Origin of the sequence: Jannaschia sp. 2305UL9-9, assembly GCF_041403465.1 — a bacterium.
Lineage (GTDB): Bacteria > Pseudomonadota > Alphaproteobacteria > Rhodobacterales > Rhodobacteraceae > Jannaschia.
In genome coordinates, this window is record NZ_JBGEHM010000001.1 from 123,340 (window position 1) to 135,470 (window position 12,131).

A 12,131-nucleotide genomic window follows, 5' to 3' on the forward strand; every position below is an offset into this window, starting at 1 on the left:
AAGACGCGAGGGGCGCGCAGAGGCCAAGGTCGATGTCGTATCTCAAGTACAGTTTCCTTCGTTGTCGACATGGGCCTCGGGTGTCGCCCGGGCCCGGTTTGAAGCTTGGCCCACTGCCACGGGTCGCCCGTCAGGCGATCCGGTGAACCGCGCCCCCGGCGTGCGGGGGGCATCGGATCAGCGGTCGGAGCACGGTTCATGCGGCATTCCCTGCATCATCCGGTGCAAAGCGGGCTGGTCGAGGTCCAGCGAGGGATCGGCATGTGCGGACGCCCCGTCAGACCCGCACGCGCCGCGCGCCATGATGCATGCATGTCCTGCCAATCCGGCGCAGATCCGGGCCTGACGGCGAAATCGGGTAAATGGCAGCCGTCCCTCTCGAAGATCTCGTTCTTTTCGCAGGTCGGCGACATGGCAGGTTCCGTGGGCAGAGGGGCCGCGGTGGGGATGGGTGCGGCGGGGCATCGGCGCCCCGCCACGACCCTTGGTATCAGTCCAGAAGGATCTCGATGATCGGTGGATAGATCAGCAGGACCGACAGTGCGCAGAGCTGAATGCAGATGAACGGCAGGAAGCCCCGGAAGATGTCGGTCAGCGAGATTTCGGGCGGGCAGACCGATTTCAGGTAGAAGGCCGCGGGACCGAATGGCGGAGACAGGAACGACACCTGCATGTTCATGCAGAACAGCACCCCGAACCACACCGCAAGGTTCTTGGGCTCGACATGGCCCAGAATCCCGATCTCCTCGATGGGCAGACGCTGCACGATCGGCAGGAACACCGGGATGATCAGCAGGACGATCCCGACCCAATCCATGAAGGCGCCCATGAACAGCAGGATCAGCATCATCACCAGCAGGATGCCCATCGTCGGCAGATCCGCCGAGACGATCATGTTGGCCACGAAGGTCGGGCCGCCCGCGATGGTGTAGGCCCCCGCAAGGGTCGCGGCACCGATGGTCACCCAGATGATCGTGCCCGTCGATTTCAGGGTCCGCATCAGGCTGTCCCAGACAAGCTCCACGTTGGCCTCACCCCGGAAGACCGAGATCAGGAAGACCGCGACGACACCCATGCCGGCCGCTTCGGTGATGCCCGAGATGCCGCCATAGATGGAGCCCATGACCACCCCGATCACGACGATCGGTGCGACGAGGCCCTTGCCCATCTGCCAGCTGACGCGGGCCCGCTCCTTGCCGAAGACGAAGAAGATCAACCCGAGGGCGATGGCCAGGACGATGCCGGTCTTCCACACGTGCTCCGGCTGACCGAGCGCGATCGGATCGACGTTCTCGATCACGGCGTTCTGGCCCGTCAGGGTGAAGAACACGGCCCGCAGGAACAGCGCGGCTGAAAAGCCGGCCGTCAGGATGGCCAGGAAGGCGCCGAACAGCATGGTCTTGTCACGCCCCTTGGGGTCGTTCGGATCATCGGCGGGCAGGGGGGCCAGCGCCGGGTTCAGCTGCGTGCGGATGATGATGTAGATGATGATGAAGGACGCCAGCATGAAGCCGGGCACGAAGGCCGCGGTGAACAGCGCCTTGATCGACGTCTCGGTGATCAGGCCGAAGATGATCAGCACGATGGACGGCGGGATCATGGTGCCCAGCGATCCGGAGGCGCAGATCACGCCGATGGCCATGTTCTGATCATATCCGAGGCGCAGCATCTGCGGCAGGGCGATCAGGCCCAGCAGCACGACTTCGCCGCCGATGATCCCCGACATTGCCGCCATGATCACGGCCATGATCGAGGTGACGATGGCAATGCCGCCGCGCGTCCGGCTGAGCCAGATGTTCAGCGAGGAATACATGTCCTTGGCGATGCCCGACCGCTCCAGCAGGGCAGCCATGAAAATGAACAACGGGATCGAGATCAGGACATAGTCCGTCAGGAGGCCGTAGATCTTCTGCGCCAGGATGTTCAGCGGGCCGGAGCCGAAGCGCCCGGTCAGCATGCCTTCGCCGAATTCCCACGGGGCGGTCAGCAGGCCCGGTTCGAATTTCATCACAAGGACCAGCACGGCCAGGATGGCCGAGGCCATGCCCAGCGGCATGCCGATCGCCAAGAGCAGCATCAGGCCGATCAACAGCACGATTGAGATAGTTCCGACGTCCATTAGCCCCGTTCCCTCGTCAAGTTTCTATGCGTCATTGCGCTATTCAGTCGCCCGCGACCTGCTTGCGCAGGCGCTCGATCTCATCGGGGTCGATGTCATCGGCGGCCGAATGGACCACCGGTTCCTTGTTCCAGTCCTTGACCAAGTTCGCGATCGCCTGCACCGCGACAAGGATCACGATGATCAGGACCATCGGCTTGAGCGTCGCGGGGATCGGCGGATCGAAAGCCGTGCCGAACGTCTCCCAGCGCAGGAACTTGGCCTTGGCCTCGCCATAGCCGCCCCAGAACAGGAAGAATGCAAAGGCCACGATCAGCGCGGTCGAAATGATGTCGCACAGGCGCTGCATCGTCTTGGGGAACATGTCGTACAGCAGGAATATGCGGATGTGGCTGCGCTGCTGCATCGCATAGAGGCCGGACAGAATGAAGATGAACCCGGCCATCCAGAGCGACATCTCGTTTGCCCAGAGTGTCGGCTTTTCAAAGACGTAGCGCAGGATGACCTCGTAGACCATCACGCAGACGAGCGCGGCGATCAGCAGCATCGTCACACGTCCGACAAAGACCGAGATCCGGTCGAAGATGCCCCAGTCTTCCCATTCCATCGGTGCGCGCCGCACGGTCATGACGCCGAGGACGGCAAAGATGAGGACCCCGATCAGGGCCGCCCAGTCGAGAGGGCCGGCAGTGCCATAGCGTCGGGCCAATGCGTCGACCGTGGCGCCGGGCTCGGAAAAGACCATCAGGAAGGCGGGCATGCGCCACATCGCCCAGCCGAAGCAGGCGGTGAACAGCATCGGCATGACGATCTGCAACGGTCCGGGGACCACTTGCACCTGGTCGTTGGTGGCGTCTGCCATGGCGGCTCTCCTGTTTTCAAAGAGGTATGAGTAGTGGCGCGAACGTCGCCCGTGGCCCGCGTGGGGCGGGGGCGGAGCGCGGTGTCAGGTTTGCAGAATTCGGAATGGCGCGGGCGCGCATTCGAGGCAGAACGACTGGATATGCATGAAGGCGGTCGTCATGATCCTGCCCTCCCCAAGACGCGGATCCGAAGTGTCGGCGGCCCCCGGGGGGACCGCCATCCGTCTTGACCGGCGGGTCAGATCACTCGCTGACGAGGCCCAGCTGTTCGAGGTAGGTCATGTGGCTTTCGACCAGAGCTTCGGCTTCGGGCGTGGTCGCGAACTCGGGCCAGGTGGCCTGTGCCGCGGCGCGGAAGCCGGCCATGTCCTCGGGGCCCCATGCCGACAGGGTCACGCCATCGGCGCGCAGCTGCGATGCGGCTTCGGCGTTCTTCTTCTCGAACGTCAGGGCCGTGCGCAGCGCCAGCGATTCCATCGCGGTCGACATGATCGCGCGGTGATGCTCGGGCATGCCATCCCAGACCATCTTGTTGCAGGCCAGGTGGTCCGACGGCATCGAGTGGAAGCCGGGGAAGTTGGCGAACTTGGCGATGTCGTACAGGCCAAGACCCACGTTGTTGGCAAGGCCCGAAGCGTCCGCACCGTCGATGATGCCGGTTTCAAGCGCGGTGAAGATCTCGGTGAAGTCCATCACGATGGGCGTGGCGCCCAGCTTTTCGAAGATCTTGGTTTCCATGCCGGGAGGGGACCGGAACTTCCAGTTCTCCAGATCGGACAGGCCCGCGATCGGCTTGGTCGAGGCAAAGCTCTCCTGACCGTAGACCCACCAGCCGATCAGCTGCATGTCGTAGGAGTTGTAAAGCTCCTGCGCGGCGGCAAGGCCGTCACCGTAATACAGCCACGACAGCTGCTGGTAGGGGGTGTCATAGCCGCCCATGATGTCGCCGACGAACTGGAACGCCGGGTTCTTGCCCGTCTGATAGCCGCCGCCCGTCATGTCGCAGTCGAGGATGCCGGTTGCAGCGGCGTCGAAGGTCTCGACCGACTTGACGACAGAGGAGGAGAAGAAGGGCTCGATGTCGATCTCGCCGTTCGACATCAGCTCGACCTTGTCGAAGAACTCCTGCGCGAGGCGGCCCGACTCGGTCTCGGGGGCGTAGTGCGTCTGGATGCGCAGCGTGGTGGTGGCGTGACCGTCGGCCATCGCCGCCGCGCCGGTAAGCGTCGTGGTCGCAGCAGCGATTGCCGCAATCGTAAGCGTCTTCATGTTGTGTCCTCCCGTTATATCGTTGCGACCCCTCGATCCGCGATTGCGAACCTCCCTTGAGGGGCGTGCAAGCGGACCCTACCGAGGTTTCCCGTTCGCGCAAACAAAAAATGAAAATCTGTGGACAGATCGGTATTTTGCAGAATATCAAAATTCCGGGGGGAGGCCCGACAATGCCGGAAGGCCGCGAAAGAATCGATACGCCCGGCATTTATGCCGACTTGCAGCGGCGTCTGCTGACCGGTGCATTCACGCCCGGCGTCAAGCTCATGCCGTCCCTGCTGCATGACGAATACGGTGTTTCTGCGAACACCGTGCGCGATGTCCTGCTGCAATTGTCCAAGGTCGGCCTCGTGGATTTCGAGATTCAGCGCGGCTTTCGCGCGCCCGCAGTCTCGCCCGAGCGCCGTGCCCAGATCGGCGCCTTTCGCGTCATCCTCGAGCAGGAGGGCGCCGTCAGATCAATGAAGTCGGGCGGGTTGGAATGGGAAGCCCGGCTGACCGCCGCCCATCATTCCCTGCTTCATATCGAACGGCAGCTGGCGCGCAGCCCCGGTGATACCATGCCCTTCGTCGGCATCTGGTCCGATGCGGAACTGGCGTTCCACCGCACCCTGATCTCCCAATGCAACCTGCCGCCCCTGATCGAGACGTTCGAGAATACCTACATGCAGTTTCGTCAGCAGATGGTCGGGTTGGAGGCGAACTGCGTCCCCAGCTACTTCGAACGCATCGTGGCCGAGCACGACGCCATCGTCGTGGCCGCAGTCTCGGGGGACGAGGCTGGCTTGCGGGCCTCCATTCGTGCGCATCAGGCGCGGCATCTGGGAACATGATGGCCCCTATGTTGCAGAACAGTCCGGCGCAGCTGTCGCCGACCCCACGCATGCGCGGGACCGGCGGTGCATATGGGCGCGGCCTAGAGGCCGTTGCGCGACAGCAGTTCGAGAAACAGGGCCGAATGGTCCATGTCGCCGCCATCCATCTGATCGCGGACAACCTTGAACCGGTCGTTGATCGCCGTCACGGCAGGCAGTTCCAGCCCGAGGCCACCGGCTTCGTCGAGAACGTTGTCGAGATCCTTGATCTGGAACTTGGTCAGGCCGCCGGGCACGAAATTGCGCTCGGTCATCCGTTCGCCGTGCTGTTGCAGGATGACACTGTCGGCAAACCCCCCCTTGAGCGCCGAGCGCACGGCAGCCGGGTCTGCGCCACCCTTTTCCAGAAGCAGCATGGCCTCGGCGACCGCTCCGATGGTGCAGGCAACGATGGCCTGATTGGCCAGTTTCGACAGCTGGCCCGCGCCGACCGGCCCGACATGCACGGGGCGGCCCAGCGCGGACAACACGCCCTCGACAGCCGCGAAATGGGTCGCGTCGCCGCCCGCCATGATCGCCAGCGTCGCGCCCTCGGCGCCCTTCGTGCCACCCGACACCGGCGCGTCGACATAGCCCAGACCACGCGGCAGAAGCCGCTCTGCATGGGCGCGCGCCTCGGCGGGCTTGATCGATCCCATCTCTACCCAGATCGCGTCCTTGGCAAAGGCATCCATGGCGCTGTCCTGAATGGCGCCGGAGGTCGGACCGTCCGACAGCATCGAGATCACGACCTGCGCGCCCGCAACGGCATCCGACGGCGTTTCCGCGACGCGGGCGCCATCGATCGCCCGCGCCTTTTCGATGGAGCGGTTCCAGACGGTAACGTCATGTCCCGCCGCGACAAGGTTGCGTGCCATGGGGGCCCCCATAAGTCCCGTGCCAAGCAATGTGAGTGTGGTCATTCGCCCCTCCTTATTTGCGCCGACACTAGAAACCCAATAGCCATCAGCACAACCGGGAGTTTTCGATGACAGACCGCCTCAAGGGCAAACGCGCCCTCATCACCGCAGCAGGTCAGGGGATCGGGCGCACGACGGCCGAAATGTTCATCGCGGAAGGGGCCGAGGTCTTTGCGACGGATGTGAACAGCGACCTTCTGTCGGGACTCGACTGCGAAACCTATGCCCTCGACGCGCGATCCGACGCCTCCGTGCGCGACGGGGTGGAACGCGCGCAGCCCGACATCCTGTTCAACTGCGCCGGATACGTCCACCACGGATCCGCGCTGGATGCGACGGATGATGACTGGGACATCGGTTTCGACCTGAACGTCAAATCCATGTTCCGCACCATTCGCGCCGCCCTGCCGGGCATGCTGGAACGCGGGACGGGGTCGATCATCAACATGTCATCCGCCGCCTCGTCGGTTATCGGTGCGCCCAACCGTTTCATCTATGGCACGACCAAGGCTGCCGTCATCGGCCTGACGAAATCCGTGGCGATCGACTACATTCAGAAAGGCATCCGCTGCAACGCGGTCTGCCCCGGCACGGTCGAATCGCCGTCCTGGCACGACCGGGTCAGGAAACTCGGCGAGCAGTTGGGAAGCGAGGAAGAGGCGATGAAGCAGTTCGTGGCCCGTCAGCCCATGGGCCGCGTCGCCACGACGGCCGAGATCGCGGCTCTCGTGACCTACCTCGGCTCTGACGAGAGCGCATTTACCACGGGGCACGCGCATATCATCGACGGCGGATGGTCGGGCCAATGACCCGATGCGATCGACGGGGCAGGGCAGGACAATGATTCCATGCGGCCCTGCACCGACCGGGACCATCATCCGCGTGCGGAATGGCCCCGAGACGACGGCGGCACCATGCGCCGCGTGAACCAATGCCATCAGGTTCCGGCCACCATTGGCGCCGGACAGTTACTCGACAGGACCGAATGATGACCGAACTCCGCTCCCGCAAATGGTTCAACAACCCCGACAACCGCGAGATGACCGCCCTCTATCTGGAGCGGTATCTCAACTACGGAATCACGCGAGAGGAGTTGCAGGGCGACAAGCCGATCATCGCCATCGCGCAGACCGGCAGCGACCTCAGCCCCTGCAACCGCCATCACCTTGAACTGGAAAAGCGGGTCCGCGACGGCATCATCGCCGCCGGTGGCGTGCCGATGCAGGTGCCCGTTCACCCCATTCAGGAAACGGGGAAACGTCCGACGGCCTCGCTGGATCGCAACCTCGCCTACCTGTCGCTGAGCGAAACGCTCTATGGATATCCCTTGGACGGGGTCGTCCTGATGATCGGCTGCGACAAGACCACGCCGGCCCTTCTGATGGCTGCGGCAACCGTCAACATCCCGGCCATCGCCCTGTCGGTCGGCCCGATGCTGAACGGCTGGTTCAAGGGCGAACGCACCGGATCCGGCACCATCGTCTGGAAGGCGCGCGAGTTGCACGCGGCAGGTGAGATCGACGACGCCGAATTCATGGACATCGTCGCATCGTCCACCCCGTCGGTCGGCTATTGCAACACGATGGGAACGGCGACGACGATGAACTCGCTGGCCGAGGCCCTTGGCATGCAACTGCCCGGCAGCGCGGCGATCCCGGCCCCCTACCGCCAGCGCGGACACATCAGCTACCAGACCGGTCAGCGGATCGTGGACATGGTCCACGAGGATCTGAAACCCTCGGACATCATGACGCGCGAAGCCTTCGAGAATGCGATCGTCGTGAACTCTGCCATCGGCGGCTCTACCAATGCCCCGATCCATCTGAACGGCATTGCGCGGCATATGGGCGTCGCGCTGGACAACGATGACTGGCAGAACCTCGGCCATGACATTCCGCTGCTGACGAACCTGCAGCCGGCGGGAACCTACCTAGGCGAGGACTATTACCACGCAGGGGGTGTTCCCGCGGTGACGGGACAGCTGATCGCCGCCGGAATGCTGCCGCATCCGGACGCCTTGACCGTCAACGGCAAGACCATGATCGAGAATTGCGGCGGGCTGGCCACGCAGCTGCCGGACGTCATCAAGCCGATCGATCAGCCGATGGTGAAGGCCGCCGGTTTCCTGAATCTCAAGGGCAACCTGTTCGACTCCGCGATCATGAAGACCAGCGTGATCAGCCCGGAGTTCCGTGAACGCTACTTGTCCAATCCCGATGATCCCGAAGCCTTCGAGGGACGGGCGATCGTCTTCGACGGGCCCGAGGATTTTCACGCGAAGATCGACGACGAAAGCCTTGATATAGATGAGAACTGCATCCTGATCATGCGTGGTGCCGGACCGATCGGATACCCCGGCGCGGCCGAGGTGGTGAACATGCGGCCGCCGTCCTACTTGCTCAAACGCGACATTCATGCCTTGCCCTGTATCGGCGATGGCCGACAGTCCGGCACCTCCGGCAGTCCGTCGATCCTCAATGCCTCGCCCGAGGCCGCGGCGGGCGGGGGGCTGGCGCTGGTGCAGACGGGCGACCGTCTGCGCATCGATCTGGGCAAGGGAACCGCAGACATGCTGGTCCCGGACGAGGAGCTTGCCGAACGCCGCCGCGCCCTGCCAAAGCACCCGTTCACCCCGGACAGCCAGACGCCGTGGCAGGAGATCTTCCGCGAACGCGTCGGCCCCCTGTCCGAGGGGATGATCCTGCGCGGGGCGGATGCCTATCAGGCCGTCGCCCAGAAGGGCCTGCCACGTGACAATCACTGACCCGACACCCGACATGCCTGCCCGCAAGGGCATGGGCGTCGATACGGTCAAATGGATCGCGACGGCAATTCAGCTGGTGGGCTACGGCCTGACCGGTGCAGGTATCACGCCCTGGAACGTGTGGGCATTTTTCGTCGGCATCATCCTGTGGTTCGCCGTCGGAATGATGTGGAAGGACAAGGCCATCATGGTCGTCCATGTCGGCGCGTTCATCTCGCTGCTGATTGGATATCTGAACACCTGATGGCGGCCGGTGCCGCCATGCCAGGGAACCGAAACCGTAGGGCGGGCTTCCCCCGCCGATCGCAATAGAACGGAGACAGACACATGAAACTCGTACGCTTTGGTGAGCCGGGGACCGAAAAGCCCGGCATGATCGATCACAACGGCGATTTGCGCGACCTGAGCGGTCAGGTCGCGGACATCGCGGGCGAGACGCTGTCCGACACGTCCCTCGACATTCTGCGCAAGCTCGACCCGATGAGCCTGCCCAAGGTCGACATGCCCGTTCGCATGGGCCCCTGCGTCGGCAGCATCGGCAAGTTCCTTTGCATCGGGCTGAACTATTCGGACCATGCGGCGGAAACCGGTGCCGCGATCCCCGAACATCCTATCCTGTTCCACAAGGCAACCAGCGCCGTCGTCGGCCCGAATGACGACGTCGTGATGCCCCGCGGTTCCACCCATACCGATTGGGAAGTCGAGCTGGGCGTCGTGATCGGCAAGCCTTGCAAATACGTCTCGGAGGAGGAGGCGCTGGACTACGTCGCCGGCTATTGCGTCTGCAACGACGTGTCGGAACGTCATTTCCAGACGCAGCTGACCGGCCAGTGGACCAAGGGCAAATCCTGCGACACCTTCGGCCCGACCGGGCCATGGCTGGTGACGCGCGACGAAATCCCCGACCCCCAGAACCTTGCCATGCACCTCGACGTGAACGGCAAGCGGATGCAGACGGGCAACACGAACACGATGATCTTCACGGTGGCCCAGTGCATCAGCCACCTCAGCCAGATGATGACCCTGCATCCGGGCGACGTGATCTCGACCGGCACGCCTCCGGGCGTCGGCATGGGGATCAAGCCGGAGCCTGTCTATCTCAAGGAAGGCGACGTGATGGAGGTCGTGATCGAAGGCCTCGGGTCACAACGTCAGGAAGTGCGTGCCGATGACTAAGGTCAAGCTTCTCCAGATCGGGGGCATCACGGAGCGGATGCGCGCCGCCCTGGCCGATCAGTTCGATATCGACATCCTCTTCGATCAACCGGACCGGGCCGCCTTTCTGGCGGCTCATGGGGCGGACTATCCGGCGATCCTGACCAACGGTCATTATGGCGTGCCCGAGGACGTCGACGCCGCGACCCCGAACCTCAAGGTCGTGTCGTCCTATGGTGTCGGCTATGACGCCATCGACGCGGATGCCTGTGCCGCGCGCGGGATCAAGGTGGCCCATACGCCCGATGTCCTGAACGACGAGGTGGCGGACACGTTCGTCCTGCTGTGGTTGGCCGTCTCGCGGGAGTTGATACCATCCGACCGTCACGCGCGGTCCGGCAAATGGGAGACGGACGGCAACTATCCGTTGACGCGATCCGTGCAGAACCGGCGTGTCGGGATCCTCGGCCTCGGCCGCATCGGACAGACGATTGCCGAGCGGTGCAAGGCGTTCGGCGCGGACATCCATTATCACGCGCGCTCCGAAAAGGACGTGCCCTACACCTATCACGCGACCGCGGCCGATTGTGCGGCCGCCTGCGAGGTTCTGGTCGCGATCACACCGGGCGGCGCGTCGACGCGCCATATGGTGAACGCCGAGGTACTGAAGGCGCTTGGGCCCGACGGCATCTTCATCAATGTCGCGCGCGGGTCCGTCTGTGACGAACAGGCTCTGGTCGAAGCGTTGCAGCAGGGCAAGATCGCTGGGGCCGGCCTCGATGTCTTCGAGGAGGAGCCGAAGATCCCCGATGCGCTGAAGTCGATGGACAACGTCGTTCTGACGCCGCACGTCGCCTCGGGCACGCATGAGACGCGGCAGGCGATGGGCGACCTCGTGGTGGCGAACCTGCAGCAGTGGCTGAAGGACGGCTCCGTCAAGACAGCAGTGCCGGAGTGTCGGCACCTCTAGGTCAAGGACCGGCGCCGGTCCTGCGATTGGTCGGCGTCGGTCGCCTTGCCGGTTCCCGCGCTTCGTCAACCGCGCGTCACATGGTTCGCAGCCGGCCCGGCATCTGCGCGATGCGTGTCGTCAGGGCGTCGACCCTGTGGGCTACCTCGGACCGTATCGGGCCCGGGCGCGGGCTGTCCCGTAGGGTAGTGAACAGGCTGTCTGGCGGATTGCGGCCACGCGAATTGCGGTCGAACCGGATGGTGCGCAAGATGGCTTCTGCCTGTGGCGGCAGGCGGTCGGGAATGTCCTGACCGCTGACGATCGCCCAGTTCCCCGTCCACAACCGCCCGACCGTCCAGGGATTGTAGCCGCCACCGCCCAGCAAGAGGAAACGCGCGGCCATCGGCAGCAGCGCGCGCAGCGTGTCCCAATGCGCATTGTTCGACAGGGCCATTCGCGACAGGGGGTCTTCCTCCACCGCGTCGGCCCCGCATTGCAGGACGATGGCGTCCGGCTTGAATGCGGCGACCGCAGGCAGGATCACGCGGTCACGGGCCAGGGCGAATTCGCTGTCGTTGCAGGCGCGGGGCAGGGGCAGGTTGAACACCTGTCCCTTGCCCGCGTCCCCAAGTGCGCCGGTGAAGGGCCAGCGCTTTTCCTCGTGGGTGGAGATCAGCAAGGTGTCGGGATCGTCGGCAAAGGCCTGCTCGACCCCGTCCATGTGATGCGCGTCGATATCGACATAGGCAATCCGGGTGGCGCCGTTGCGGCGCAGCGACAGGATGCCCAGCACCGCGTCGTTCAGGTAGCAGAAGCCCGATGCCCGATCCGGCATCCCGTGATGGGTGCCGCCCCCGGGATTGTGGATGACCCCTCCATCCACCAGCAGTTCACCCGCCAGAAGGGAGGCGCCGGCGCCCGTGGCGGGCCGACGGAAAACCTCCGGGAAGATGGGGTTGGACACGGTTCCCAATCCATGCCTGTCGCGTGTCGCCTGATCCACGCTGCCGGTCTGTTCGGCGGCCTCGAGGGCGGCCACGTAGGCTGGCGTATGCCACGCCGTCAGGGCGGCCGCCTTGGCACGGGGTGACACGCGAAACCGCTCGGGCGGCAGCCAGCCAAGCGCGCGGGACAGGTCGAGGACGGTCGACACACGCGGCACGCGCAGAGGATGCCATTCACCGTAGGAGGAGCCGCGATAGACCTCGGACCCCATCAGCATCGGACCGACA

At 64.2% G+C, this 12,131-nt stretch carries 11 protein-coding genes; 6 read left to right on the forward strand and 5 right to left on the reverse strand.

Going from position 1 to position 12,131, the window contains the following annotated elements; genetic code table 11:
• Positions 1-490 precede the first annotated feature (490 nt).
• The 3 genes from V6N07_RS00630 to V6N07_RS00640 all read right to left on the reverse strand — a co-directional run bounded on the left by V6N07_RS00630 (position 491) and on the right by V6N07_RS00640 (position 4,251).
• Positions 491-2,119: a TRAP transporter large permease subunit gene (locus V6N07_RS00630; protein ID WP_371153263.1), complete on the reverse strand. Its 1,629-nt coding sequence runs from the start codon at positions 2,117-2,119 to the stop codon at positions 491-493.
• Positions 2,120-2,162: 43 nt separating this feature from the next.
• Complete coding sequence (locus tag V6N07_RS00635; protein ID WP_371153264.1) at positions 2,163-2,981, reverse strand: TRAP transporter small permease subunit; 819 nt, start codon at positions 2,979-2,981, stop codon at positions 2,163-2,165.
• Positions 2,982-3,225: 244 nt separating this feature from the next.
• Positions 3,226-4,251 carry a TRAP transporter substrate-binding protein gene (locus tag V6N07_RS00640; protein ID WP_371153265.1) on the reverse strand — a complete coding sequence of 342 codons (1,026 nt, stop codon included), beginning with the start codon at positions 4,249-4,251 and terminating at the stop codon, positions 3,226-3,228.
• A 173-nt stretch (positions 4,252-4,424) separates the two neighbouring features.
• On the opposite strand from V6N07_RS00640, the gene V6N07_RS00645 reads away from it, so the two are divergent.
• Entirely contained in the window at positions 4,425-5,087 is a 663-nt protein-coding gene (locus V6N07_RS00645; RefSeq protein ID WP_371153267.1) for a GntR family transcriptional regulator, read from the forward strand.
• Between the two features lie 83 nt (positions 5,088-5,170).
• Here V6N07_RS00645 and V6N07_RS00650 read toward each other — a convergent pair whose 3' ends face one another.
• Complete coding sequence (locus V6N07_RS00650) at positions 5,171-6,031, reverse strand: NAD(P)-dependent oxidoreductase (RefSeq protein WP_371153269.1); 861 nt, start codon at positions 6,029-6,031, stop codon at positions 5,171-5,173.
• Between the two features lie 65 nt (positions 6,032-6,096).
• Between V6N07_RS00650 and V6N07_RS00655 the strand changes: the two genes are divergently transcribed.
• From V6N07_RS00655 to V6N07_RS00675, 5 genes are all read left to right on the forward strand, one after another.
• Positions 6,097-6,837, forward strand: a complete 741-nt coding sequence (locus tag V6N07_RS00655; RefSeq protein ID WP_371153271.1) for an SDR family oxidoreductase — start codon at positions 6,097-6,099, stop codon at positions 6,835-6,837.
• Between the two features lie 179 nt (positions 6,838-7,016).
• Positions 7,017-8,792 carry an IlvD/Edd family dehydratase gene (locus tag V6N07_RS00660; RefSeq protein WP_371153273.1) on the forward strand — a complete coding sequence of 592 codons (1,776 nt, stop codon included), beginning with the start codon at positions 7,017-7,019 and terminating at the stop codon, positions 8,790-8,792.
• Positions 8,779-9,036 (forward strand): DUF6552 family protein, encoded by a 258-nt coding sequence (locus V6N07_RS00665; protein WP_371153275.1) that lies wholly within the window; start codon positions 8,779-8,781, stop codon positions 9,034-9,036. The genes V6N07_RS00660 and V6N07_RS00665 overlap by 14 nt, the downstream gene beginning before the upstream one ends.
• 83 nt (positions 9,037-9,119) lie before the next feature.
• On the forward strand, positions 9,120-9,968 hold the full coding sequence (locus V6N07_RS00670) for a fumarylacetoacetate hydrolase family protein (RefSeq protein WP_371153277.1): 849 nt from the start codon (positions 9,120-9,122) through the stop codon (positions 9,966-9,968).
• Positions 9,961-10,917 carry a 2-hydroxyacid dehydrogenase gene (locus tag V6N07_RS00675; protein WP_371153279.1) on the forward strand — a complete coding sequence of 319 codons (957 nt, stop codon included), beginning with the start codon at positions 9,961-9,963 and terminating at the stop codon, positions 10,915-10,917. The genes V6N07_RS00670 and V6N07_RS00675 overlap by 8 nt, the downstream gene beginning before the upstream one ends.
• A gap of 76 nt (positions 10,918-10,993) precedes the next feature.
• Here the strand turns inward: V6N07_RS00675 and V6N07_RS00680 are convergent, their stop codons facing one another.
• Positions 10,994-12,121, reverse strand: coding sequence for an acetoin utilization protein AcuC (locus tag V6N07_RS00680; protein ID WP_371155349.1), 1,128 nt, complete (start codon positions 12,119-12,121; stop codon positions 10,994-10,996).
• Positions 12,122-12,131 lie beyond the last annotated feature (10 nt).

What these genes read in the sequence shown, in the direction of transcription:
- V6N07_RS00630 (WP_371153263.1), bottom strand. Translation starts at nt 2,119, where the DNA reads ATGGACGTCGGAACTATCTCAATCGTGCTGTTGATCGGCCTGATGCTG.
- V6N07_RS00635 (WP_371153264.1), bottom strand. Translation starts at nt 2,981, where the DNA reads ATGGCAGACGCCACCAACGACCAGGTGCAAGTGGTCCCCGGACCGTTG.
- V6N07_RS00640 (WP_371153265.1), bottom strand. Translation starts at nt 4,251, where the DNA reads ATGAAGACGCTTACGATTGCGGCAATCGCTGCTGCGACCACGACGCTT.
- V6N07_RS00645 (WP_371153267.1), top strand. Translation starts at nt 4,425, where the DNA reads ATGCCGGAAGGCCGCGAAAGAATCGATACGCCCGGCATTTATGCCGAC.
- V6N07_RS00650 (WP_371153269.1), bottom strand. Translation starts at nt 6,031, where the DNA reads ATGACCACACTCACATTGCTTGGCACGGGACTTATGGGGGCCCCCATG.
- V6N07_RS00655 (WP_371153271.1), top strand. Translation starts at nt 6,097, where the DNA reads ATGACAGACCGCCTCAAGGGCAAACGCGCCCTCATCACCGCAGCAGGT.
- V6N07_RS00660 (WP_371153273.1), top strand. Translation starts at nt 7,017, where the DNA reads ATGACCGAACTCCGCTCCCGCAAATGGTTCAACAACCCCGACAACCGC.
- V6N07_RS00670 (WP_371153277.1), top strand. Translation starts at nt 9,120, where the DNA reads ATGAAACTCGTACGCTTTGGTGAGCCGGGGACCGAAAAGCCCGGCATG.
- V6N07_RS00675 (WP_371153279.1), top strand. Translation starts at nt 9,961, where the DNA reads ATGACTAAGGTCAAGCTTCTCCAGATCGGGGGCATCACGGAGCGGATG.
- V6N07_RS00680 (WP_371155349.1), bottom strand. Translation starts at nt 12,121, where the DNA reads ATGCTGATGGGGTCCGAGGTCTATCGCGGCTCCTCCTACGGTGAATGG.